General features: G+C 46.3%; 29 protein-coding genes. 17 read left to right on the forward strand and 12 right to left on the reverse strand.

Annotation, left to right across the window (positions count from 1 at the left end):
* The first annotated feature begins 216 nt into the window (after positions 1–216).
* The 4 genes from PKOR_RS10495 (at position 217) to rsmG (ending at position 2,989) form a co-directional block, all read left to right on the forward strand.
* Entirely contained in the window at positions 217–1,320 is a 1,104-nt protein-coding gene (locus PKOR_RS10495; protein WP_052738806.1) for a glycosyltransferase, read from the forward strand.
* Positions 1,311–1,919 carry an RNA polymerase sigma factor gene (locus PKOR_RS10500; protein WP_025609480.1) on the forward strand — a complete coding sequence of 203 codons (609 nt, stop codon included), beginning with the start codon at positions 1,311–1,313 and terminating at the stop codon, positions 1,917–1,919. The genes PKOR_RS10495 and PKOR_RS10500 overlap by 10 nt, the downstream gene beginning before the upstream one ends.
* A 166-nt stretch (positions 1,920–2,085) precedes the next feature.
* A complete protein-coding gene (locus tag PKOR_RS10505; RefSeq protein ID WP_046310628.1) occupies positions 2,086–2,304 on the forward strand; it encodes a hypothetical protein in 219 nt (72 codons plus the stop codon).
* 43 nt (positions 2,305–2,347) lie between these two features.
* Positions 2,348–2,989, forward strand: a complete 642-nt coding sequence (gene rsmG, locus PKOR_RS10510; RefSeq protein WP_046310630.1) for a 16S rRNA (guanine(527)-N(7))-methyltransferase RsmG — start codon at positions 2,348–2,350, stop codon at positions 2,987–2,989.
* Positions 2,990–3,061: 72 nt separating this feature from the next.
* On the opposite strand, the gene PKOR_RS10515 is transcribed toward rsmG, so the two are convergent.
* Complete coding sequence (locus tag PKOR_RS10515) at positions 3,062–4,015, reverse strand: YheT family hydrolase (RefSeq protein ID WP_046310633.1); 954 nt, start codon at positions 4,013–4,015, stop codon at positions 3,062–3,064.
* A 135-nt stretch (positions 4,016–4,150) separates the two neighbouring features.
* On the opposite strand from PKOR_RS10515, the gene PKOR_RS10520 reads away from it, so the two are divergent.
* Complete coding sequence (locus tag PKOR_RS10520; RefSeq protein ID WP_046310634.1) at positions 4,151–4,573, forward strand: hypothetical protein; 423 nt, start codon at positions 4,151–4,153, stop codon at positions 4,571–4,573.
* A gap of 277 nt (positions 4,574–4,850) precedes the next feature.
* Positions 4,851–5,108, forward strand: coding sequence for a 30S ribosomal protein S20 (rpsT, locus tag PKOR_RS10525; protein WP_046310636.1), 258 nt, complete (start codon positions 4,851–4,853; stop codon positions 5,106–5,108).
* 196 nt (positions 5,109–5,304) lie between these two features.
* Here the strand turns inward: rpsT and pyk are convergent, their stop codons facing one another.
* Together pyk and PKOR_RS10535 are read right to left on the reverse strand one after the other, a co-directional pair.
* Positions 5,305–6,732 carry a pyruvate kinase gene (gene pyk / locus PKOR_RS10530; RefSeq protein WP_046310637.1) on the reverse strand — a complete coding sequence of 476 codons (1,428 nt, stop codon included), beginning with the start codon at positions 6,730–6,732 and terminating at the stop codon, positions 5,305–5,307.
* Positions 6,733–6,734: 2 nt separating this feature from the next.
* Positions 6,735–7,163, reverse strand: coding sequence for an IPExxxVDY family protein (locus PKOR_RS10535; RefSeq protein WP_046310638.1), 429 nt, complete (start codon positions 7,161–7,163; stop codon positions 6,735–6,737).
* Positions 7,164–7,316: 153 nt separating this feature from the next.
* Here PKOR_RS10535 and PKOR_RS10540 point away from each other — a divergent pair, with 153 nt between their 5' ends.
* The 4 genes from PKOR_RS10540 (at position 7,317) to nadE (ending at position 11,685) form a co-directional block, all read left to right on the forward strand.
* Positions 7,317–7,553 (forward strand): acyl carrier protein, encoded by a 237-nt coding sequence (locus PKOR_RS10540; protein ID WP_025609494.1) that lies wholly within the window; start codon positions 7,317–7,319, stop codon positions 7,551–7,553.
* 58 nt (positions 7,554–7,611) lie between these two features.
* Positions 7,612–8,865: a beta-ketoacyl-ACP synthase II gene (gene fabF, locus PKOR_RS10545; RefSeq protein WP_046310639.1), complete on the forward strand. Its 1,254-nt coding sequence runs from the start codon at positions 7,612–7,614 to the stop codon at positions 8,863–8,865.
* Complete coding sequence (rnc, locus tag PKOR_RS10550; RefSeq protein ID WP_046310640.1) at positions 8,865–9,605, forward strand: ribonuclease III; 741 nt, start codon at positions 8,865–8,867, stop codon at positions 9,603–9,605. Before fabF ends, rnc begins: the two co-directional genes overlap by 1 nt.
* Before the next feature lie 193 nt (positions 9,606–9,798).
* Positions 9,799–11,685, forward strand: a complete 1,887-nt coding sequence (gene nadE, locus PKOR_RS10555) for an NAD(+) synthase (RefSeq protein ID WP_046310641.1) — start codon at positions 9,799–9,801, stop codon at positions 11,683–11,685.
* Between the two features lie 46 nt (positions 11,686–11,731).
* On the opposite strand, the gene PKOR_RS10560 is transcribed toward nadE, so the two are convergent.
* Complete coding sequence (locus PKOR_RS10560; protein ID WP_046310642.1) at positions 11,732–12,061, reverse strand: SdpI family protein; 330 nt, start codon at positions 12,059–12,061, stop codon at positions 11,732–11,734.
* Between the two features lie 121 nt (positions 12,062–12,182).
* Here PKOR_RS10560 and lgt point away from each other — a divergent pair, with 121 nt between their 5' ends.
* A complete protein-coding gene (lgt, locus tag PKOR_RS10565; RefSeq protein WP_084694762.1) occupies positions 12,183–13,022 on the forward strand; it encodes a prolipoprotein diacylglyceryl transferase in 840 nt (279 codons plus the stop codon).
* 62 nt (positions 13,023–13,084) lie between these two features.
* On the opposite strand, the gene PKOR_RS10570 is transcribed toward lgt, so the two are convergent.
* Positions 13,085–13,918, reverse strand: a complete 834-nt coding sequence (locus PKOR_RS10570) for a hypothetical protein (protein WP_235337455.1) — start codon at positions 13,916–13,918, stop codon at positions 13,085–13,087.
* A gap of 129 nt (positions 13,919–14,047) precedes the next feature.
* Between PKOR_RS10570 and PKOR_RS10575 the strand changes: the two genes are divergently transcribed.
* Positions 14,048–14,446, forward strand: coding sequence for a VOC family protein (locus tag PKOR_RS10575; RefSeq protein ID WP_046310644.1), 399 nt, complete (start codon positions 14,048–14,050; stop codon positions 14,444–14,446).
* Positions 14,447–14,577: 131 nt separating this feature from the next.
* Positions 14,578–15,375, forward strand: a complete 798-nt coding sequence (locus PKOR_RS10580; protein ID WP_046310645.1) for a polysaccharide deacetylase family protein — start codon at positions 14,578–14,580, stop codon at positions 15,373–15,375.
* 35 nt (positions 15,376–15,410) lie between these two features.
* On the opposite strand, the gene PKOR_RS10585 is transcribed toward PKOR_RS10580, so the two are convergent.
* Positions 15,411–16,058 carry an alpha/beta hydrolase gene (locus PKOR_RS10585; protein ID WP_046310646.1) on the reverse strand — a complete coding sequence of 216 codons (648 nt, stop codon included), beginning with the start codon at positions 16,056–16,058 and terminating at the stop codon, positions 15,411–15,413.
* Between the two features lie 50 nt (positions 16,059–16,108).
* Positions 16,109–16,591, reverse strand: a complete 483-nt coding sequence (cdd, locus tag PKOR_RS10590) for a cytidine deaminase (protein ID WP_046310647.1) — start codon at positions 16,589–16,591, stop codon at positions 16,109–16,111.
* 128 nt (positions 16,592–16,719) lie between these two features.
* On the opposite strand from cdd, the gene PKOR_RS10595 reads away from it, so the two are divergent.
* The gene (locus PKOR_RS10595) at positions 16,720–18,069 is read left to right on the forward strand and encodes a saccharopine dehydrogenase family protein (protein ID WP_046310648.1); all 1,350 of its coding nucleotides are present in this window, start codon (positions 16,720–16,722) and stop codon (positions 18,067–18,069) included.
* Between the two features lie 4 nt (positions 18,070–18,073).
* On the forward strand, positions 18,074–18,460 hold the full coding sequence (locus tag PKOR_RS10600; RefSeq protein ID WP_046310649.1) for a nuclear transport factor 2 family protein: 387 nt from the start codon (positions 18,074–18,076) through the stop codon (positions 18,458–18,460).
* An 8-nt stretch (positions 18,461–18,468) separates the two neighbouring features.
* Here PKOR_RS10600 and PKOR_RS10605 read toward each other — a convergent pair whose 3' ends face one another.
* From PKOR_RS10605 to aroQ, 5 genes are all read right to left on the reverse strand, one after another.
* Positions 18,469–19,185 carry a tRNA1(Val) (adenine(37)-N6)-methyltransferase gene (locus PKOR_RS10605; protein WP_046310650.1) on the reverse strand — a complete coding sequence of 239 codons (717 nt, stop codon included), beginning with the start codon at positions 19,183–19,185 and terminating at the stop codon, positions 18,469–18,471.
* Between the two features lie 44 nt (positions 19,186–19,229).
* Complete coding sequence (gene rnhA, locus PKOR_RS10610; RefSeq protein WP_046310651.1) at positions 19,230–19,694, reverse strand: ribonuclease HI; 465 nt, start codon at positions 19,692–19,694, stop codon at positions 19,230–19,232.
* 69 nt (positions 19,695–19,763) lie between these two features.
* Positions 19,764–20,324 (reverse strand): MarC family protein, encoded by a 561-nt coding sequence (locus PKOR_RS10615; RefSeq protein ID WP_046310652.1) that lies wholly within the window; start codon positions 20,322–20,324, stop codon positions 19,764–19,766.
* A gap of 118 nt (positions 20,325–20,442) precedes the next feature.
* Positions 20,443–21,504, reverse strand: a complete 1,062-nt coding sequence (locus PKOR_RS10620; protein WP_046310653.1) for an aminotransferase class V-fold PLP-dependent enzyme — start codon at positions 21,502–21,504, stop codon at positions 20,443–20,445.
* Between the two features lie 79 nt (positions 21,505–21,583).
* Positions 21,584–22,030: a type II 3-dehydroquinate dehydratase gene (gene aroQ / locus PKOR_RS10625; RefSeq protein WP_046310655.1), complete on the reverse strand. Its 447-nt coding sequence runs from the start codon at positions 22,028–22,030 to the stop codon at positions 21,584–21,586.
* Positions 22,031–22,210: 180 nt separating this feature from the next.
* Between aroQ and xerD the strand changes: the two genes are divergently transcribed.
* Positions 22,211–23,110 (forward strand): site-specific tyrosine recombinase XerD, encoded by a 900-nt coding sequence (gene xerD / locus PKOR_RS10630; RefSeq protein WP_046310656.1) that lies wholly within the window; start codon positions 22,211–22,213, stop codon positions 23,108–23,110.
* 121 nt (positions 23,111–23,231) lie between these two features.
* The gene (locus PKOR_RS10635) at positions 23,232–24,263 is read left to right on the forward strand and encodes a quinone-dependent dihydroorotate dehydrogenase (protein ID WP_046310658.1); all 1,032 of its coding nucleotides are present in this window, start codon (positions 23,232–23,234) and stop codon (positions 24,261–24,263) included.
* The last annotated feature ends 17 nt before the right edge of the window (positions 24,264–24,280 follow it).

Below are 24,280 nucleotides of genomic sequence, written 5' to 3' on the forward strand. Positions count from 1 at the left end.
AGCCCGCAAGGGCTTCTATTTCTTTAAGTTCTGTAAAAAACAATTAACCGGCAAAGATACAAACTACACCTGCACAAACCATAGGCAACTTTAAAATTAGAACTCGCTTCATAAATGCCTATACTTTATCTAATTTTGAAAGGAAAGCCGCTGTAGGCACTTTTAAAACGAGTTTGCAGTGCAGCAATTTAACCTTATAAAAGTCAGTCTTTTAACTTGATACCACTTATACTCCTCGGGGTACTGGCGCTGTGTGTGCTGGTGCAGTTATACTTTGCCTTTTTTAGATTTCTGCCTTTAGCCAATTACAAGGATCCGGAATCAAACGTGCAGCGGCCGGTGTCAGTCATTATTGCGGCTCATAACGAGCAGGACAACCTGTTTGAATTATTGCCAGTTTTGTTGGACCAGGACTACCCTGAGTTTGAGGTGCTGTTAGTGAACGACCGCTCTGATGACGATACTGAGTTTTATACTTATGAGCTGGAGCGGCAGTATCCTAACTTTAGAGTGGTGACAATCAAAAAGACCCCTGATTACCTGAATTCGAAGAAATATGCCTTGGCTTTGGGCATACGGGCAGCCAAATATGAGCACCTGCTGTTTATAGATGCAGACTGCCGCCCATGCTCAAAGAATTGGATAGCAAAAATGCAGGCAGGCTATGCCAATGGCGCAGAAGTAGTACTTGGCTATTCTCCGTATGCACAATTAAAAGGATTTTTGAATCACCTCATCCGATATGAAACCTTGCTGACCGGAATTCAGTATTTGTCTCAAGCAAACGCAGGTCGCGCATATATGGGCGTTGGCCGAAACTTATCTTACACCAAGGCGTGTTTCTTTAAGAACAAAGGGTTTGCATCTCATATCAAGTTAATGGGCGGCGACGATGATCTTTTTGTTCGCGATGCCGCCAGCAATAGTAATGTTAGTATTGTTATCGACAAAGAGGCGCAGACAATCAGCACTCCTAAAAAGACGTTTAAGGAGTGGGTCGTTCAGAAACGAAGACATTTGTCGGTTGGAGGGCGGTACAGAGCAGCAGACAAAAGAAGGATAGGAGCTTATATAGCATCAAACATACTTTTTTACATACTTTTCTTTATTCTTCTTGTTCTAAATAGCCATTTAGCTATATTAGGAGCGCTTGTAGGCGTTCGTTACCTTACGGTTTTTCCAGTTTATCTGGCGACCGCCCGTAGATTAGATGATAAGATATCCTTGTTGCTGATGCCCTTGCTGGACCTGGTTTATTTCGTAAACTACCTGTTCCTTGGGATATCTGTGTTACTGTATAAACAATTCAGATGGAAGTAAATAAACAATTCTCTGCGAAAGCAAAGCACGATTTTAAACTTATACAGGCGGCGGTAGAAGAGAACGATGAGAAGGCTTACGCCGAGCTCATGAGCATCTACAAAAAACCTGTATACCACGTGGTGCTGAAAATGGTGCGCAACGCCGATGATGCGGAGGACTTGACGATAGAAGCTTTTGCCAAAGCTTTCAAAAATCTGCACAAGTTTAACCCAGAGTACGCCTTCAGTACCTGGCTGTTCCGCATTGCCACCAACAACTGTATCGACTTTATTCGCAAAAACAGGATCAAGACCATGTCTATCGACTCAGCCATTAAGATTGACAATGGCGATGAGATTACGATCGACTTCAAGGATAAGAACCTCAACCCGCAGGAGGAAGCTATAAAGAACCAGAAGATTGAGATTATGCAGTATGTGGTAGCTAAGCTGCCGGAGAAGTATCAGCGCCTTGTTACACTGCGTTACTTCAACGAGCTAAGCTACGAGGAGATCGCTACAGAGCTGAATGCTCCGCTAGGTACTGTAAAAGCCCAACTGCACCGCGCCCGAGAGTTGCTCTATGACATGGTGAAAAACAAGAAGCACCTCATCTAACCCTGTATTGAATTAAGGTTAATATATTGATTACGGTTAAAGCCCCTGTTGCCCTTGTGTAACCGGGGCTTTATACTTTTGCGCCACTTCCCGTACTTATTTTATACTTTTGCAGCACTAAAAGCAGTAGCAACCAAACTTATACTTGAGTCGAAGCTGGTAACCAATGCCTAAGTTGACTAATACCATATTATCGTGCCTAGGTAAGCTGTACTTGCGTCTGCGCTTGCGTAACCAGGAACAAGTGCAGCGTGAGCTACAGGTAAAGTATGAAGGCCGTTATCGCAACGCCGGGCTTGTGCTGCTTTTTGATCTGCTAATGGCCATAGCTGTTGTAGCCTTTGTGGTGATTGTAACCGCTGTTTTATACTTCACAGTAGCCTAAAGTATGCTTTCTAATCTTTAACTTCCTAACACTCAAAATTCAAATGCCTTACTCTACCACCATTCGTACCTTGCTCTCCGGTTACTTCCCAGAGCTTACTGAAGACCAACTGCAGAAGTATGAAAAGATGGGAGAGATGTACCAGGAGTGGAACCAGAAAATTAACGTGATATCCCGCAAGGATATGGATCAGTTGGGTGTGCACCATATTCTCCACTCATTGGGCATTGCGAAGGTCGTACAATTCCCGGAGCATACGTCGGTAATGGATGTGGGCACAGGGGGAGGTCTGCCAGGCTTGCCATTGGCAGTAATGTTTCCGGAAGTAAAGTTTCACCTGGTGGATTCTATTGGTAAGAAGATACACGTGGTGCAGGAAATTGCCCGCGAGCTACACCTGCAAAATGTTACGGCCTCTCATACCCGTGCAGAGCAGGTGCGCGATAAGTACGACTTTATCATAAGCCGAGCTGTTACCAGGCTTGCTAACTTTTGGCCATGGGTGATGAACAGCTTTAAGAAAACCGGACTTGAGACCGAAGGGCTGTATTACCTGAAAGGCGGCGACCTGCAGGAAGAACTGGCCGAGTCAGGACTTATCACTCAAACGCACAACCTGAGCGACTACTTTAACGAGGAGTTTTTCGAAACAAAAAAAGTAATCTACGTGCCGCTGAAAAGATAAAGCAGCCTCAGTACATGACTCACGTTCTAGGCAAAAGGGCCGTTGGAATTAAGACTCCAACGGCCCTTTTGCCTACTTCTCTTCCAACAAAAACTTAACTGCTCGCTCCTCAGAGTAGTACCTGTCCTTCCGGAAATCAACGGCAAAGCCTACATGCCCGCCCTGCTCAGGCATCTCCAGGTAAAAGTTAGGATTATCCCTCGCTTCCTCTATCGGGTAGCACTCCGGAGCCAGGAAAGGATCGTTTTTGGCATTAACCAGCAGCGTTGGCACCTGAATGTTTTTCAGGAACTGCTTAGAGCTGGAGCGGGCGTAATATTCCGCCGCATCTTTAAACCCATGGATGGGGGCAGTATAGCGGTTGTCGAACTCAGGGAATGACCAGGAAAGGCTATAGCCACTGAGGTCTATCTCACCTGGGTACATCTGTTGCTTTTGCTCTAGCTTCCGGCCTAATGTTCTTAAGAAGCGCTGAGTGTAAATCTTTGATATTTTCAGAGCCGAGCTCTTTAGGTCTATAGGTGTAGAGAACACCGTTGCGCGCTTAATTTGCTTTGGTACTTGCTGCGGATCTTCACCCAGGTACTTTAGTGTGATGTTTCCGCCGGCACTAAAACCGACCAGGTAAACTGTCTTGTACCTCTTGGTGGCCAAGGCGTGGCGCACTACAAAATCAAGGTCGTCAGAGGCCCCGAGATGGTAGGAGCGGAGCAGTTTGTTCGGCTCACCGCTGCAGCTGCGGTAGTTCCATGCTAGGGCATCTATACCCTCAGTGTTAAAAGCCTTCACCATACCTGTTATGTAGGGCCGGCCTGTATCTCCTTCTAAGCCGTGAGAGAGTATGAGCAGCGTATTAGAGCCAACTATCGACCAGTCTGCATCTATAAAATCATCATCAGGTGTAAGCAACCGTTCCCGCTCATACTGCACCCCTTCCACCTGTCGGAATAAGCTGGGAATAATTGTTTGCAGGTGACCATTAAAGAGATAGAAGGGTGCTTTATGCTTGGATGGTAATAGTGGCATAGGTGATAATAGGATTGTATTCAGTAGTAGTTTTTATGTATGATGTTGCGAAAGTAATCTATTCTAGCCGAGTTATATATCAATATTCTACTTCTAAGCGTATAAAAAGACTGAAATACCAATATAAATACAACTATGGAAATGATAGCAAAGTTTAAAACAATAGGATTCGCAATTGCACTAGGTTTGTTTATGTTTGCCTGTAGCCAGGAAACACAGACAGAGACAAACGAAGAAGTAAATGAGACTCAGACTGAAATGACTGAGGCTAATGCAGAAGCTAGAACAACTTATGACGACTTTGATGCTTGGGTAAGAACCAATACAGAACGTTCCGAGACAGTTACAGCTGATGAGTATCGTGAGATGAGAACAGAGTATCGCCGCAGAGAGAGCGAACTGGAACGAGAGAGCTCCAACTGGGATGAAGAAACACGTCGTGCCTGGGAAAATACCAAGGCAGATTGGAACGAGTTTGAAAACAAAGTACAGCAGCGCCTCGGCAATATTGAGGACGTTGATGTAGACGTGGATGTGCAGCGAGAGAATAACAACTAAATAGCTCTTTACTAAATTGAAAGCCGCTGTAGACTCTCTGCAGCGGCTTTTCTTTTAATATAACTTTGTAGCTTCTTGTATATAGTTTGCAGTTGCTGCTGTACTTGCACTATTGTTTTGCGGTAACTATAGGTTAAACCCGCTGAATTAGTTACCTTTGTGAGTAAACCAATGCACTAATTTTTTGTGAGAGGTGTTTTGGAAATTAGTTACAAAGGGTTTACCTTTGCAAACTCATTTAGGAAAAGCATCAGAAGATTTAATATTGTAGAATAACATGGCTAACCACAAGTCGGCATTAAAGAGAATTAGAGCGAATAACGCTAAACGTCTTCGTAACAGATACCAGGCGAAAACTACTCGTACTTTCATTAAGAAGCTGAGAAATACAACTGACAAGGCCGAGGCGCAGGAACTGTACAAGACAGTTTCTTCTATGCTTGACCGTCTGGCTAAGAAAAACATCATCCACAAAAACAAAGCAGCTAACAACAAGTCTAAACTGGCTAAGTTCGTTAACAGCATCGCTGCTTAATTTTTGACGGAATCATATTTGCGAAAGCCCTGCACATACAACGTGCAGGGCTTTCGTGTTTGTAGTTACCAGAGTAGATGCAATTCTGCAAGAGCGAGTGCCGCCTGAGCAAAATACTTTGATCTGTGTAGGAATTAACAAAATAGCGCCTGGAGCTGTAGCCCCAGGCGCTATTTATATGTTGAAGTATAGCTGCTTAAGCTATACTTAACTTGATCATGTTAGTGCGCTTCTGCTCGTTGATTGGCATGCTTGCAGTGTTGATGAATATGTCACCTTTCTGCAGGTGGCCTTCGTTGAGAAGTGTCTCTTTGATGTCTGTGATAGTGTTATCAGTAGACTCAAACTTGTTATAGTAGAAGCCACGTACTCCCCACACCAGGTTCAGGGTGTTAAGCAGTCTGTGGTTTTCTGTGAAAACAAAGATATGTGCCTGCGGACGGTACTTAGCCAGCTGGAAAGCTGTGTAGCCAGACTTCGTCATACCAATAACAGCCTTGGCATTTGTGTCGCGGGCAAGGTTACAGGCGTTTGCTACTAAGCTATCGCTCAGGAAAGTCTCAGACTCAGGGTTAGGCGTGAAAGTTCTGTTGAATACATTGGAATGCTCCTCTACTGTGCGAATAGTAAGGGTCATGCTGCGGATCGTCTCAACAGGGTAGGCACCTACGGCTGTCTCAGCACTTAGCATCAGGCAGTGTGCACCATCAAGTACTGCATTCGCTACATCGTTTGTCTCTGCACGTGTAGGGCGAGGGTTAACGATCATACTTTCCATCATCTGGGTAGCAACAATAACAGGTTTAGCAGCCTGATTACATTTCTCTACCAGCATTTTCTGGATCATAGGTACACGCTCCATGCCTACTTCAACACCCAGGTCACCACGGGCAACCATGATAGCGTCTGTCGCCTCAATGATCTCGTCAATATTCTCGATAGCTTCAGGCTTTTCGATCTTGGCGATCACGCGAGTGTCTTTGCCGCGCTCCTGAATAATACGCTTGATTTCGTGGATGTCTTCTACTTTACGAACAAAAGAAAGAGCTACCCATTCTACATCATTGTCAAGGCCGAAGTGAAGGTCTTCAATGTCTTTCTCTGTAAGAGACGGAGCAGAAACCCTTGAGTGGGGCAGGTTAATACCTTTACGAGGCTTTACAATACCACCGTACACTACCTCTGTCTCTACTTCAAGCTCTTGGTCGGTAGATATTACTTTTAGCTCCAGCTTGCCATCGTCCAGAAGGATAGAGTCTCCTGGCTTCACGTCTTTTGCCAAGCCAGTGTAAATAGTAGAGAGTCTTTCTGCAGTGCTGATAGAACCATCGCATGTCAGTTTGATGCGCTGTCCTTCTATGATCTCGACGCTGCCGTTCTCCACGTCACCTAGTCTGATCTTTGGTCCCTGAAGGTCCTGCACCAAGCAGATGTTGGTGTTGTGCTGGCGGTTGATTTCGCGTACATGGTCGATTACTACCTTATGTTCTTCATACGCGCCATGCGAGAAGTTCAGACGAAACGCATTTACACCTTCCTGCACGAGGGCCACCAGGCGCTCGTAGGAATTACTTGCTGGCCCTACGGTGGCCAGAACTTTTGTCTTGTTAAATGTAATATCCATACTTAGAAAATCAGGTTCTCCTTAAATTTTAAAGTGAGAGGGTCAAACTTCTTTACGTATTGCACTAACGGAACCCGCAATAATTTCTTTGTGAGTTCCTGAGGGTGCAGTTGCTGCATTGCCCCGGTTATCTGCAGCACATAATCATACTCTTTAATGTCTGGCAGCAAAAAAGGTTTCCTCAGGGTCGGGCTGCCAAGCGCCCTGTTGCGAAAAAGCCGCACTTCGCTATACTCAGTGATGTACTGGAAGTTAGAGATCAGCAAGCGGTCTTTTCCGAAGAGGTCGTAACACAAGTCCTTTTGCTTTGTCAGGCGCAAATCCAGCAAGCGGTTTAACACCCATGCTAACTTATAATCCTTCACTGACGTTACCAAACCGTACAGATCAAAACTATAATCATACTCTATGTTCAGGCGGTGCGTCCTCATATTTTGAATTGAAACGCTAAAATAAGAAGCTCCGCCTGTAAATCGGAGCGTAAGGTATAAAACTTTTGCCACGTAGCGAATAGAGTAATTTTTTTTGACATTGTCTGTTAAAAGCTATTTCTTTGCACAGTGTTTTAATTAACTATAAGAAAAATGTCAGAAATCGCAGAAAAAGTAAAAGCTATCATCATCGATAAGCTTGGTGTTGAAGAATCAGAGGTAACTCCAGAGGCGAGCTTCACAAATGACCTTGGTGCTGATTCACTGGATACAGTTGAGCTTATTATGGAATTCGAAAAAGAATTCAACGTATCTATTCCAGATGATCAGGCTGAAAATATCTCTACTGTAGGTCAGGCTGTTAGCTACCTGGAAGAGCACGCGAAGTAATATACCCCTACCTTAGTTTATCAAGAATTTCTACTATCTATCCCTCTACTAACAGCTTATGGAGCTTAAGAGAGTCGTAGTTACTGGGCTAGGCGCACTCACGCCACTTGGAAATACCGTCTCAGAATATTGGAACGGATTAATCAATGGTGTGAGTGGCGCTGCGCCTATCACACGCTTTGATGCGAGTAAATTTAAGACCCAATTTGCCTGTGAGGTAAAAGGATACGATCCAGAAAAATATTTTGATCGTAAAGAGGCTCGTAAAATGGACCTATTTACGCAGTTTGCGATGGTCGTGGCCGATGAGGCTGTGGCCGACGCAAGCTTGGTAGAGGGAAATTATAATCCTGACCGTGTAGGTGTGATCTGGGGCTCTGGTATCGGAGGCTTACGCACCTTTCAGGAGGAGTGTGTGAACTTCGCCAATGGCGACGGTACTCCACGCTTCAACCCATTCTTCATTCCTAAGATGATTGCCGACATCAGTGCCGGTCATATCTCTATCAAGCATGGCTTCCGCGGACCAAACTTTGTTACCGTTTCAGCTTGTGCTTCTGCAACCAACGCTATTATCGACTCATTTAACTATATCCGTTTGGGTATGGCAGATGTGATCGTGACAGGTGGTTCTGAAGCTGCTGTAACAGAGGCTGGTATTGGAGGCTTTAATGCTCTAAAAGCCCTTTCTGAGCGCAACGACTCTCCAGAAACTGCATCACGCCCGTTCGACAATGACCGCGACGGCTTTGTACTGGGTGAAGGTGCTGGTGCCCTGATACTGGAAGAGTATGAGCACGCCAAAGCGCGTGGCGCTAAAATTTACGCCGAGATAATTGGTGGCGGCATGTCTGCCGATGCTCACCACATCACGGCTCCACATCCTGAAGGTTTAGGCGCACTTAACGTTATGAAAAACGTATTGCGCGACGCCAACATTAAGCCGGAGGAGGTTGATTACATCAACGTTCACGGTACATCCACTCCACTTGGTGACATCAGCGAGGTGAAAGCGATTAAAACAGTTTTTGGCGACCATGCCTATAAACTTAACATCAGCTCAACTAAGTCGATGACAGGCCACTTGCTGGGTGCCGCCGGTGCCATAGAGGCTATTGCTTCTATTATGGCTGTGCAGAACAATGTAGTGCCACCTACCATTAACCACTTCACCGATGATGAAAACATCGACAACCGCCTGAACTTTACGTTCAACAAGGCGCAGGAACGTGAAGTAAAAGTTGCCTTGAGCAATACTTTTGGTTTTGGTGGTCATAATACCTCTGTTATATTCCGTCAATTCAACGATTAGTGTTTGGGCCTTTTAAACCAGTTCGGCGCGCTTACCATCGGTTATTTAACAAAGACAAAGCCTTAGTACGTGCGCTCTCTGGAATTATTGGCAGTACCCCCGATAACCTGCGACTCTACAAGCTCGCCCTTACCCATACGTCCTTTGCCCGGCAGAACTCTGCAGGTAAGCACGAAACAAACGAGCGACTGGAGTTTTTAGGAGACGCCATTCTAGGTGCCGTGGTGGCTGAACACCTGTTCAAGAAGTTTCCTTATGAGGATGAGGGCTTCCTGACAGAAATCCGCTCACGCATTGTAAACCGTGAGTCGCTGAATCATATTGCCGTTAAAATTGGATTGAATCTGCTGGTAATGGTGGATACAACCAACCATGGCATGCGGCACAAGTCGGTTAACGGTAATGCATTAGAGGCCTTAGTAGGAGCTATCTACCTGGATAAAGGTTATAACACTACCCGCCACTTTATACTTGGCAAACTCATTAAGCCACACGTAGACCTGCATAAGCTGGTAAGTACTACCGCGAACTTCAAGAGCAAGCTTATTGAATGGGCGCAGAGCCAAAACCTTGAAATCCGCTTTGACATCATCAAACGCAAGCAACAGGGTAATACAACAGAGTTTACATCTGAGGTATACATTGATGAAAAACCCATTGCCGTTGGCGTAGGTCTCTCTAAGAAAAAAGCTGACCAAGCTGCGGCCGAGAAGGGACTGGAGTATCTGAAGATTTCTTAAACCTCATCATCAACTCACAAAACTACTACTAGTTTCCTAGCAATAGCTTTGGCTTCACTGCTAACAATTCGCTAAGGGCTAACTGCGTTTGAGCATATAGGCCAAGACAGCATTTAACAATTTAGCAGTTCAGTAATTGTTCAATTCTCCATATCGCTTAACTTGCCGGGGTATACATGCGTTATAAACCCCTATGGAAGAAACGAGATTAATGCTGGCAGCGGCCGCCCTGAACCAAACACCTATGGATTGGGCCGGTAACCTGCAAAACATACACACTGCCATTTCTGAGGCAAAACAAAACAGCACCCACATCCTGCTACTACCAGAGCTTTGCATTACCGGCTACGGCTGCGAAGACATGTTCCTAAGCCCCTGGCTTTCTGAAATGGCCTTTAACCAACTGCTTCAGATAAAGGAATGGTGTGATGGCATCACTGTGGCAGTAGGCCTTCCCGTTTTCCTGGATAAGAAAGTATACAATACCGCCTGCGTAATTAAGCATAAGGAAATCATTGGCTTTACAGCTAAACAGTTCTTGGCCAACGACGGTGTACATTATGAGCCGCGTTGGTTTACACCGTGGCCTGCCCATGAGGTTCAGGAGTTCGAGTTTTTTGGGCAGAAGTACAAGATCGGTGACATAATATATGAAGAGCAAGGCGTAAAGTATGCCTTTGAAATTTGCGAGGATGCCTGGAGGCCTAACCGCCCAGCCGAGCGGCATATGCCAAAAGGAGTACAACTCATACTAAACCCGAGCGCCAGCCATTTTGCCCTTAGTAAAACCGACGTGCGCCACAGGTTGGTAGTAGAGGCTTCAAAAAAATACCAGTGTGCTTACATGTATGCCAACTTATTAGGCAACGAGGCTGGTAAAATGATCTATGATGGAGAGGTGTTGGTTGCGCAGAACGGAAAGTTGATTCGTCGTAATGAACTGCTGTGCTTTAAGGATGTGGATCTGGAATGTGCAGAAGTGTGCTTCTCTGATAAACCGGTTATTGAAGAGGTAATTGAATACTTGCCGCCGATAGATGAAAACACAGAACTCGTATCAGCGTTAAGCCTCGCCCTGTTCGACTATATGCGCAAGAGCCGTAGCCGTGGCTTTGTTTTGTCTTTAAGCGGTGGCGCCGATTCTTCTTTATGTGCCGTTGCTGTGGCTGAGATGGTACGACGTGGCGTGGAAAGCATCGGAATGGAGGCTTTCATGAACAAAGCGCTTCTGTTCACTGAAGAGGAAAAAGCTGCTATTGGGCAAATGCCACAGCAGGAAGCGTTAAAAGCCATGGTGGGTAAGCTACTTACCTGCGCCTACCAGGGTACTGTAAACTCCTCAAACGATACTTATACTTCTGCTAAAGAATTGGCAGAGTCAATTGGGGCCACTTTTTACAAGTGGACAATAGACGATGAAGTAGTAGGCTACATTTCTAAAATAGAGGGCGCACTTGGACGTAGGCTAACCTGGGAGCAGGATGACATCACGCTTCAGAACATACAGGCCCGTGTACGTGCTCCTGGAATCTGGATGTTGGCCAATATCAGGTATGCGCTCTTGCTGGCCACTTCAAACCGTAGTGAGGCTTCAGTAGGATATGCTACCATGGATGGTGACACAGCAGGAAGTATATCTCCTATCGCCGGTATTGATAAAGCCTTTATCAGGCAATTTCTGATATGGGCACAGCAGGAGTTAGGATACACTGGCCTTCAATATGTAAATAACCTGCAGCCAAGTGCCGAGCTTCGTCCGTCAGAAGAGGAGCAGACTGATGAGAAAGATTTGATGCCTTACGAGGTGCTGAACCAGATTGAGCGCCTGGCCTTCCACGACCGCTACTCACCTGAGGAAGTATACGACCTACTTCTGGAGCAGAATATAGCTGCACCGGATCTTCTAAAAGGGTGGATAACCAAGTTCTACAGCCTGTGGAGCCGCAATCAGTGGAAGCGTGAGCGCTATGCTCCGGCGTTTCATCTGGATGATTATAACGTGGACCCTCGCAGCTGGCTCCGTTTCCCAATTTTGAGTGGAGGCTTTAAAGATGAGCTAAAGCGGGTACAGCAAAAATAATGTATAAGAGGGGCGTTACCAGATTAGGTAATGCCCTTTTTCATCTTTACCACTCTCCATACTTTCGCTTCAGGTGCTCGTTAGTCAACACGATACTTCCAATCAGTAGCAGAAGCATCAGTCCCACAAGTACAAGTATACTTACCGGAACAAACAGCAGCAAAGCGCAAAGCCAGCCTGCCACAACAGAAACAACTCCTATCCCTATCAGAAGCTTCGCATAGTAGATATTTGCCTCTCTCCAGTTTTCTATGTTGCGCATTGAGTAATGCGTGCGGAAGCCATAGAACCAGTTATTGTGCTTGGGAGGTCGAACGTTTATCACAACTCCAATCAATAGCACAAGCAGGCCAGGCAAAAGGTGTAGGAACAGCATCTGTAGGTTGTTTTAGTGGTTCTTGTACCGCAACGATATTAATGAAGCAGGGGAAGGTGCGGCATCTTTCATTTTTTCGGTGCTCTATTTATCTTAACTTTGTCTGATAAGCATCACCCTTATGAACATATTAAACTATATAACCTGGAACGTTGATCCCGAAATATTCAGCATTGGACCCTTGAGCATCCGCTGGTATGGGCTACTTTTCGCGCTGGGTTTTATTATCGGGCAACGCATTCTTACTAAGATATACGTAGCTGAAGGCCGCACCGAAGGCGATGTGGACGTGATTACCATCTACATGATCGTAGGTACAGTGTTGGGTGCACGCTTGGGACATACGCTGTTCTACTCTCCAGAATATTACCTGAGCAACCCGATTGAAATACTGAAAATCTGGGAAGGTGGGTTAGCCAGCCATGGTGCGACAATTGGTATTCTGCTGGCGCTGTGGCTATTCAGCCGCAAGTATAAATTCGACTATATGTGGGTGCTGGACCGCATTGTGATTGTGGTGGCATTGGGAGGAGCCTTGATTCGCTTGGGTAACCTGATGAACTCTGAGATCTTCGGACATCCGACTAACCTGCCGTGGGGCTTCATATTTGTACGTCAGAATGAATATTCTCACGTGCCGCGCCACCCTACGCAGTTGTATGAGTCGCTGAGCGTGTTCCTGCTGTTTGTGCTGCTTTACTGGCTCTGGAAGAAGTATAAAAGTGCTTTGCCAAGGGGACTGCTGTTTGGCATATTCGTTACGGCACTATTTACCTTCCGCTTCTTAGTGGAGTTCCTGAAAGAGAACCAAGTGGCAAAAGAGGCAACTATGGCCCTGAATATTGGGCAGCAGCTGAGCATTCCGCTCATTCTTATTGGCCTGATTATCCTGTTCAGGGTATGGCAGAATCCGAAGCCAGCACTGCCTGGCGGTAAGGTGCAGGAGAGGACCAAGGCATAAAAAACAAGAAGATAGTGAGTCTATATGATCCCCTTTTGCTGAGGCAGAAGGGGATTTTTATGTTACAGGTTGTGTCGGTAAATGCTTCCTCCCTCGCTGGTTATTACCAGTACATCTTCTTCCTCGAAAGCTACGGCCTCGGTTTTACCTGTACCTTCTATGTCACGCTTTTCATAGTCTCCCTCATAGAACTCCTCCACACTATTGTAGTTACGGAACAGGTGTAACTCTTCTTCTCCCAATAGAACCACTGTTTTGCCATCCGGACTTATATCTGCAGCAGTAACTTTAGTTTCTAACTTGGTACTGCCAATGAGCTGGGCTTCGTAAGATCCTGGCTCATCTGGGAGTTGATATAGCTTTGCTGTTTCGCCACGACCCCGATCTTTAGAGACGAGGTATAGCTTATCATTGTCCCAGAAAAGAGCTTCGCTGTCGAAGTTGCGTTCCTCCTCTTTAGGAGGGAATTCTTTCTGGTCTTCGTAAGAGAAACGAATAGCCTTCACTTGTTCAGGATTTGCAAGGCTGACCTTGTAAATGGCTAAATCTTGCCTGTTGTTCTTATTGTTTCCGGTATCGGCTATGTACAGGTTTCCTTCGTCATCTTTGGTAATATCCTCCCAATCCACATTCGAAAGATTTAACCTGATAGTCTGCAGTGTCTTTCCCGCAGCAGTTTGTTTGTATAAGTAGGGTTTATTACGGGAGTCGTTATGCGTTAAGTATACTCCTGTAGCTATCGCCACTATACCCGAACTTTCGTCAACTTCTTTTGGAAGCTTGGCGAGAACCTCAACATTGTCAGGTGTTGACGGGACTGCTAATTTTAACTTATCATGAAGTAAAAGGGTGAACAGCCCAATAGTCGTAGCAAAAAGTAAAGTAATCTTCATCATCAGCTTCATCTAATAGCCATTTGCAGCTTAGATAAACGAGTGGGAACAGCGTACGTTAAGCTAAGAATAGTGTGAATGCGTCGAACTACTCGAATTAAGTAGGTAACTGTACATAATCAAGAGTATAACATGGATATTAAAAAGGTAAAAGAAACCTGCTTATATGTAAAGGACCTTGAGGTGACCAAGAGGTTTTACCATGATAAGCTGGGTTTTAAAGTTATAGGTGAAGTGGGGGGAAGGCATGTGTTCTTCAGAGCGGGTGCCTCTGTGTTACTCTGCTTTAACCCACACGCCTCCCGTAAAAGTATAAACCTGCCTCCACACTTCGGCTCTGGCCAATTGCACCTTGCATTCGAAGTAGAGAAAGAACAGTATGAGCCGTGGAAAAAGAAAGTTGAGGAGCTTGGTATTGCTATTGAGCAGGAGTATGATTGGGGTGGAGGATTTTTGTCATTTTACTTCCGCGACCCAGACGAACATCTGCTGGAAGTGGTGATGGAAGGCATGTGGGAGAGAGGAGGCTGAATTTTTAATATTTCTCCTGCTATAAGCTTCTGCATGATCATAATAAGAGAAAAGCTGGAGTGACACCTTTTCAATATTATCTGTATATTCATAGGGTTGAAGAACCTGTCTAACAATTTGCCCAGAACCAGATGATCAGAAAGTTTACCTTCGCTGCTTTGCTATGCCTGTGTAGCCTTTCGGTGTTCTCTCAGGATTGGAACAAGAAGAAGTGTGCCGTGGTGCTTACCTATGATGATGCTCTGAATGTGCACCTAGACAAAGCCATTCCAGCGTTGGATTCACTGCAACTAAAAGGGACATTCTTCCTGACAGCTGCTTCGCCTACTTTTAATGAGCGTTTTTCTGAATGGGAAGCAGCAGCCAAACGGCATGAACTGGCAAACCACACACTTTTTCATCCTTGCAACGGGCAGTTACCCGGCAGAAGCTTTGTAACGGCTGATTACGACCTTGCCACTTATTCCGTACGTCGCATTACAGATGAGCTGAGAATGACGAATAAGGTTTTGGAAGCAGTTGATGGGAAGAAGGAGCGTACCTTTGCCTACCCATGCGGAGACATGAAGATTGGTGACACATTTTACCTGGAGGGGATGAAGGGCGACTTTGTAGCCGCACGGGGTGTACAGGGGGAAATGGTTCCGAGAAACACCTCAGACTTATATACCATTGGCAGCATTATGATCAATGGGCAGTCTGGCGACGAGATGATTAAGCTGGTAAAAGAGGCTTTGCGAACGAACAGCATGGTCGTGTTTCTTTTTCATGGAGTAGGAGGTGAGCATGACCTGAATGTATCGCTTGAGGCACATCGCCAATTACTGCGTTACCTGAAAAAACACGAAAAGGAAATATGGAACCCTACCTTTATTGAAGCAGCGAAGTATCTGAAAGAGACAAGTACAGCTGCCGTTAAAAAGAAGTAGCTTAAGGCGAGGAAGCTGGTACAACTGCCGGGTTGCTATAAGTCTCGATTTACCAACTCCAGTATTTCAGGATGTAGCGTATGGCCTCCCTCGAAAATATAAACCTTTGGGTGTATTCCTAAACTGTGCATCAGTTGCTGTTTATGTTGCAGAGCCTCTGGAGTTATAAATTCATCCCGGGTGCCATATACTACAGCGACAGGTAGGTTAGCGAAAGCAGCTTTTCCGGTCGTAAAGTCTATATCTTCAGGAAAAGAGGCAGCCCAAAGTATAAGTCGGTCTACCGGCACCTGTTGTGTTGCCAGCCAACGGCTTACCGTGGCACCACCCTGAGAGAAGCCAAGCACCGTTATGCGCACGTTATGAGGTAACTGTTGCAGTTGCTCCTGTAACAGTAAATTTAAGTAATTGGCTTGGTCGTCAATCTCAGATAAACGATCCTCTTTGGTCATCCAAGTGGCCCCTACACGTCCAGAGAACTTCTCCAGGTAAAATCTGGAAAGTGCCTCTGGTGCCACCACCAGCGTCCTCTCATTATCCAGTACACTGAAGTGGCGCAGAAAGAAGCGGGCCAATTGACCGTAGCCGTGGCAAACAATCCAAAGGTCCTGTATACTTTTAGATGGTGTGCCCAGGGTATAGTAGCGGGCGGTGCGGGGTACGGTAAGGCTATGCTCTATCATAAGCAGGGAAGTTAGGCATGCTTCTGCTTTTGCACAAGCTCCTTTACCTCCTATAGGTCATCCGGAGTAAATTGGAAGGGCAGTAAATCTGCTACAGATTTAAAGCGGTAAAATTTACCGTTCGGCGCCTGCAGTAGTACAGGTATAGCTTCACGCTGCTTATACTCATATTCAGACATCACTTGGCGGCAGGCACCACAAGGCATGGCAGGCAAGAACAGTTCTTCCTGGCGACGACGCGCCGTTACGGCCAGTAATTTTATCCTGGCTTTAGGATAATGTGCGCTTAAAGCAAAAAGGGCTGTGCGCTCAGCACACAAGCCTGAAGGATAAGCAGCATTCTCCTGGTTACTGCCCTTGAAAAAAGTACCATCTTCCATCATCAGGGCTGCACCAACTAAAAAGTTAGAGTAGGGAGCATAGGCATCATTAGCTGCCTCCTGGGCAAGTGCTATAGCTTGCTGCTCCTCTTCCGTTAACTCCTGTGGGTCCAGTACGTCAACACTTATTTGTACTTCCAGTTTACTTGCCATTTCGTTACAAGTAGGTTCAAAAATTAGAAAAGGGCTTTAAATTTAAGCTAATATTCTGATAAAACCATACCTAACCTTTGCCTTACACCCCGATATTTCTAACTTAAGGCAGAACCCAATAACCCACTATGAAAAAGATTCTTCTGCTTGGCGCTGGTCGGTCAGCCTCTTCGCTCATCAGGTATCTGTTTGATAATGCTACAGCCGAAAACTGGCACATTACCATTGGTGACATCAGTATCACGCATCTGCAGCCGCTTGTGGAGCCGATTGTTTTTGCCGACACGATCACCTTTAATGTGCACGATACTGAGCAGCGGGCAGAGGAGGTGCGCAAGGCTGACCTGGTTATTTCGCTGCTGCCTGCTGTTTTTCATATTGAGGTAGCCCGGGAGTGTCTGAAGCAGGGGAAGCACCTGGTTACAGCTAGTTATGTGTCGCCTGATATACTGAACCTGCATGCGGAGGCACAGCAAAAGAACCTGACTATCCTAATGGAGTCAGGGTTGGATCCAGGTTTGGACCACATGTCGGCCATGCGCGTGATCAGGAGTGTAAAGGCTGCAGGAGGTAAGCTTACTTCCTTTAAGTCCTACACAGGTGGCTTGGTAGCACTTGAGTCTGATAACAACCCCTGGCGCTACAAGTTTACCTGGAGTCCTCGCAACGTAGTATTGGCAGGGCAAGGTACAGCCAAGTACATCAAGGAAGGGCAGTACAAATACATCCCATACCACCAGCTCTTTAGGCGCACCGATGAGTTTTATGTGGAGGGCTACGGCTATTTTGAAGGCTATGCCAACCGTGATTCCTTAAGTTACCGTGAGCCTTACGGTCTGCTCAATATCCCAACTATGCTGCGCGGCACACTCCGCCGGAAGGGCTACTGTGAGGCCTGGAATGTATTTGTGCAGCTTGGCCTCACCGAAAACAGCTATACATTAGATGGTGCGGAGCACATGACGCGCCGTACTTTTGTAGAGGCATTCTTGCCGCCTGCTGTGTCGCCAGAGCAAAGTATGGCAGAGCGGCTTAGCCTGTACTTAGGTATACCTGTGGATGGAGAGGTGATGCAGAAGCTAGTGTGGCTGGGGCTGTTCGATGATACGCCGGTAGGATTGGCCGAGGCTACGCCAGCCCAGATACTGGAGAAAATCCTGAAGGATAAGTGGACACTGGCTCCCGGTGATAAGGACATGATTGTAATGCAGCACATGTTTGAGTACGAACTAAATGGAGTGCTGCGTGAATTAACCTCCACTTTGGTCGTTACCGGCGATGATGAAGTGCAAACAGCCATGGCTAAAACCGTCGGCTTACCAGTAGGTATACTGGCAAAACTGTTGTTACAGGGCAAGATTACACATCGAGGCGTAGTTATACCTATCCATCCGGAATCATATGAACCAGTGTTAGACGAGCTGGAAGAGTATGGGGTAAATTTTGTAGAGACGGAGAGGGTAATTTCAAAAGGCTGATAGTATGAATAACGAGGAACGCCAGCGGCAAATTATAGAAAACTACATACAAGCCTACAATGCTTTTGATGTAGACGGTATGGTGAAAAACCTGCATCCTGATATCGTTTTTGAGAACATTACCGATGGCATCACCAACCTGAAAATCCAAGGTGTGTCTGCTTTTAAGCTGCAGGCAGAGCAGGCCATGACCTTTTTTCTGGAGAGAGAGCAGCGGATTGGGAGCATAGATCACAAAGAAGATATGGCTGAAGTTGCCATAGAGTATAGCGGTACAGTAGCAGTAGACTTGCCTAATGGCTTAAGCGCCGGAGATAAACTGACCTTGGAGGGCAAGTCTAGCTTTTACTTTGAGGGAGGCAAAATCATCCGGCTGCAGGATATCAGCTAGCCGCAACTTTAGAAGATGAGGTAGTAGCTTTTGAGTAACTCCGTAAAAGCTGAAGTATAGGTCACTTTATCTTCTTCCCGGATGTAGAACTCCTTGATGACAGGCATTGCCATAGGTGTAAAAGTATAGGTCTGAATGTGGCGGATACATTTGCCGCCGTGGTAGGTAAATACCTGTAGGGTTTCCGACAAGTATAAATCTGATGCTTTGGCCAGTTTAGCAAAGTGTGCCGCCTCAGGGGGAGGCAGCAACAGGCATAGCTTGCCTTGGTCTTTTAGGTGGCTTTGGGCAAATTGGAGAATATCTTCGAAAAGGAGCTCTCCGGTGTGTTTGGCTGTGTTGCGTGCCGCATCCGGAGACTTAAGCGAGCTCAGGAAGAATGGCGGGTTAGAAAGTATAACATCGTACTTAGGGCGCTCACACCTGGCAAACTCCTGTAAACTCATCGGGTGCAGGTGTAACTGCTTTGCCCAAGGGCTGGCAGCAAAATTCTCTTGCGCCTGTAGCTGCGCCTCAGCGTTAATTTCTACAGCATCTATACTAGCATGGCTGCGTTGGGTCACCATCAGCGAGAGCAAACCTGTACCGGTACCAATATCCAGAATGCGCTGTGCTTCCTGTACCTCCACATAGGCTCCAAATACGCAGGAATCAGTGCACACCTTCATGGCGCACCTGTCTTGCTCTACCCGAAACTGCTTAAACTGGAAGTATGAATTAGGCATTTGGCTTACGTTTCAGGGAAGAAAAAACACTACCCTTCGTAATCTTAGCTGGGCTGGTAAGCGCCAGACTCAAATCCCTGGTCTACAAGCAGGTTAGGGGAAAGAGCACTGGCAACAGCTAGTTGGTCGCAACGCTCGTTCTCTGGGTGACCCGCATGGCCTCGAATCCACACAAACTTAACCTGGTGCTTTGGGTACACACGCAGAAAGCGAGACCATAAATCCGCATTGGCCTTTCCTTTGAAGCCCTTCTTTTGCCAGCCAAACACCCAGCCTTTTTCTACAGCATCTACAACGTATTTGGAATCGGAGTAAACGGTAACAGGCATGCCCGGCTTGGTAATCGCCTCTAGTCCCTTGATCACGGCCAGAAGCTCCATGCGATTGTTGGTGGTCTTACGGAAGCCCTCCGTCAACTCTTTTTCATGCTGCTTCCAGCGTAGAATAGCGCCATAGCCGCCTGGACCTGGGTTTCCTCTTGAGGCTCCGTCTGTAAATAATTCGATCATTGTATCCTGCCAAATTCTGGGTTAGTAGAGATTAGTGTGTAAACCTTTAACCTACCAGCAATTTAGCTTTTAGAGATTTGTCTTAAATAATTTGATAGCTATAGCGAGCAGAATGATGCCGAACACTTTGCGCAGTACATTGGCCCCATCTTTTCCGAGTTTGCGCTCGATCCAGCTGCTTGCCTTTAATACAATGTAAACGAACACCAGGTTCAGCACAATGCCTACCAGTACGTTTGGTAGCGAGTAAGCTGCACGTAGCGAGAGCAGCGTAGTCATGGTGCCTGCCCCTACAATGAGCGGGAAAGCCAGCGGCACAATGGAACCACTCTTAGTTTCAGGGTCCGTATGGAAGAAGTCTTTGCCCAGGATCATCTCTAAACCGATTAGGAAAATGATGATAGCACCCGCCATGGCAAACGACTCGAAATCGATGCCGAAAAGCTTGAGAATGGACTGCCCCAAAAACAGGAAAGCAATCATCAGCACGCCCGAAATAACGGTAGCTTTTTCAGATTCTATCTTTCCCTCGCGTTTGCGGAGGTCGATGATGATTGGGATAGAGCCAATGATATCGATTACAGCAAATAGTGTTAGTGTAACAGATGCAATCTCTTTGAGACTGAACATAGCAAGCTTTTAAAGTTAAAGAGTTAGAAAAACTAGAGAACTATAAAGTTCGAGAACTTACAATTTTGAATGCAAAAGAACTCTTAAACTTTCTAACTCCCAAACCATCTAGCTCTGATCAGGCATAGTAGTGCAGGAAAAAGCGTTTCAGCTCTTCGTATTCCTCATCAACTATAGCCGGGAAGTTGGCAATGCGAAAGGTATTGCGTGCCCATGGGCCATATCCGTTGCCCAGGCGCAGGTTGTGGTGCAACGCACGCTTTTTTACATCCTCTACCAGTTTCTCGTTGGCTTGCAAGGTGATTACTGTTTTAGAGCGCACCTCCTCGTTTTCTACCAATAGCTTAAAATCAGAGAATTGCTCAAAGAAGGTGTACAAGTCCTGTGCGCGGTCAGTCAGGTGCTGGTCTATACCTTTTATGAACGGGCGATCCTCCAGCATTCGCTTGAGTAGGTAAATGTTGAGCTCATTAGGAGTATGGGTAGTCTGGTAGTTGAGCATTTTCTCATACATCGGTACCAAACTGTTGTAGTGGTCACGCTCTGCTATCTTTTTCGCCCTAAATATACAGCGAGGAGAACAGGCCATAACCGCAAGCCCTGGAGGCAGGCCAAAGCACTTTTGTACAGACGCAAACCAGATATCTGCCTTGATCAGTTTTAGGTTCAGGCCGGCCATGGATGAAGTGGCATCTACAGCAATCAGGGTGTCGCGGAAGCGGTTGTGCAGGTTAAGTATAGTGTTAGCATTAACCTGCGTGCCATTGGATGTTTCGTTTTGTGTAAAGCAAATTAACTCTGTGTCAGAGCTAATCTGTAGTTCACTTACCGGCATGGCCTCATTCAGGTCAAACTGGTGCCCTTCGGCGGCAGGGCGTATCTTTTGCGCATACTGAAACCACTTCTCCCCAAACGAGCCATTGTAAATATGGTAGCTCTTATGCTTAGTCAGGCTCTGGATCAGGATTTCCCAGCATTCTGTTGCCGAAGAGGCAAAGAATATATAATAATCCTGCGGAATGTTGAGCTTGCGCTTAATAGAGCTTACCACCGACCGTGACAACTGCACAAAGTGCTCACCCCGGTGTGGTGTGTTCATAATGCCCTCGTCGTACGCATCTACCAGGTAGGTACGTACTTCAGGATACACTTTTGAGGGGCCGGGATAAAAGTTGAGCATGTGGTGGTAAATTTATATAGTGGATATACTATATTAAAAAGTCTTTCTAACGGTCCTATAACGGCGCAGGTTGCAGAAATTATACTGTAAAACCAATTCTGTTTGGCTTCAGGCGCTCAAAGTATTGCAGTGCCAGGCGGTAACTATCTAAGCCAAAGCCGCTGATGCTGCCTTTGCAATAAGGGGCAATCATACTTTTATGGCGGAAGGCTTCTCGGGCGTAGACATTGGAAATATGCACCTCCACTACTGGCGATTCTATAGCCTTGATCGCATCCGATATGGCCACTGAAGTATGGGTATAAGCTCCAGCATTAAAAACAATGCCTTTGTAGCTAAAGCCTACTTCATGCAGTTTGTCTATCAGTGTGCCCTCTGTATTCGACTGGAAGTACGATAGCTCCAGTGCCGGAAACGCTGCTTTCAGTTCTTCAAAGTAGTCTTCGAAGGAGCGGCTGCCGTACACTGATTTTTCACGCACACCTAACAAATTCAGGTTAGGACCATTCAGGATGAGTATCTTCATAGTGTGTTATATGCAAATTTCCAAGGATACAAAGGTAAGGATTAAGTATCTTTGCTCTATTCTTTGGCAAAAGAAATATAGGCATAGGAAAAGGTCTTTAGCAAACTGTGTTTTGCTGCGGTCCGGCTTTTTGCACAAATGCTCTTTTGTCCTTTGTTCAAAAGTCTTTCTTCCAAAAACATGAACTGGCGCATTTGTCTGAAGCAATTTGAGGAGTATCTGAAGCTGGAAAAGTCGCTGTCGAAGCATTCGGTAGAGGCTTACGGACGTGACATACGCAAGCTGGTGGAGTTTTTGGATGCCAAAAGCCTACAGGTAGCGCCGGAAGATATTACGCCGTCCATTCTTCGTGATTTCCTGGAGTGGATCAACGAGCTGGGCATGACCTCCCATTCACAGGCTCGCACCTTGTCTGGCATCCGTGCCTTCTATAAGTTTCTTATTATGGAAGACATGATGCAGACCGATCCTACTGATACTATAGAGGCTCCAAAGCTGGACCGTAAGCTGCCAGACACCCTGGCCTTTCATGAAATTGAACAACTACTGTCGGCCATAGACCTTTCTACACCGGAAGGTACCCGCAACCGTGCCATGCTGGAGACGCTCTACAGTTCGGGCCTGCGTGTTTCTGAACTGCTGGATCTGCGCATCAGTAATCTTTATGCCGATGCAGGATTTCTGAAAATAGCCGGTAAAGGTGAGAAAGAACGTTTAGTGCCAATCGGTCGTGATGCTTTGAAGCACATAAGGCTTTACCGAGAGGGCGTGCGTTGCCACCTCAATATCAAAAAAGGGCACGAGGATATCTTATTCCTTAACCGCCGTGGCGCTAAAATGACCCGAGTGATGGTATTCACCATCATCAAGGATTTGGCAGCCAAGGCTGGGATCCAGAAAACAGTAAGTCCACACACCTTCCGCCACTCCTTTGCTACCCATTTGATTGAGGGCGGTGCTGACTTGCGTGCTGTGCAGGAGATGCTGGGGCACGAGTCCATTACCACCACCGAAATTTATACTCACCTCGACCGCGATTACCTCAAGCAGGTGATTAAAGATTTCCACCCAAGAAGTTAACAAGGTAACTTGAATGAGCAGTAAAGAAGATGATATGGCCGCCTAAAAAATCCATTTTACCCGACAATCATTAATTCCTACTCCTATCTTTGCAGGCAAGTATAACCTAACCTGATACACCGTGTATAAGAGCCTGCTACGCCCGCTGCTTTTCCAACTCGATCCTGAGAAAGTTCACTATCTCTCTACCGATGCTTTGCGTGCTTCTTTGAAGCTGCCCTTCGCTAAAAGCCTTACCCAAAGTATGTTTAAGGTGGAAGATAGGAGGCTGGAGCGTGAGCTGTTTGGGTTGAAGTTTCCAAACCCGGTAGGGCTGGCGGCAGGCTTTGATAAAGATGCCAAACTGGTAGATGAACTGGGGGAGCTGGGGTTTGGCTTCGTTGAGATCGGTACGCTTACTCCAAAACCGCAGCATGGCAACGACAAGCCACGCTTGTTCCGTCTGCCACAGGACCAGGCCATCATCAACCGTATGGGCTTTAATAACGAGGGTGTGGACGCAGCGGTAAGAAGGCTGGAAATGCGAAGGAGTAATATTATTGTAGGAGGTAACATCGGCAAGAATAAAGTCACTCCAAATGAGGAGGCGCTAAATGATTACCTCTACTGCTTTAAGGCACTGTTCCACGTGGTGGATTACTTTGTGGTAAACGTAAGCTCTCCGAACACGCCCGACCTACGAGCACTACAGGACAAAGAGCCGCTGAAAAAGTTGCTTGTGTCGCTTCAGGAGGAGAACCAGAAAATGGGTACGCCTAAGCCGCTGCTGCTCAAAATAGCCCCGGACCTGAACCTGGCACAGCTAAACGACATCATTGAAATTGCTATTGAGGCTAAACTGAGCGGAATTATTGGTACTAACACTACCGTTAGTCGCCAAGGACTTCTAACACCAGAGGTACGCGTGCAGGAGATAGGCATGGGTGGCCTAAGTGGCAAGCCTCTTACTGTGCATTCTACCCAGATAATACAGCACCTGCGCACGTTTTTACCGCCTGAGATTCGTTTGATCGGCGTGGGTGGTATTATGGCTGCCGACGATGCTATAGACAAAATGAATGCGGGCGCGGACTTGGTGCAGCTTTACACCGGCTTCATCTATGAGGGGCCATCACTGATAAGCCAGATCAACAAAAAATTACTCTCCAGATAAGCCACATTCGGGCTGAA

The sequence above is a fragment of the Pontibacter korlensis genome (assembly GCF_000973725.1).
GTDB lineage: Bacteria > Bacteroidota > Bacteroidia > Cytophagales > Hymenobacteraceae > Pontibacter > Pontibacter korlensis.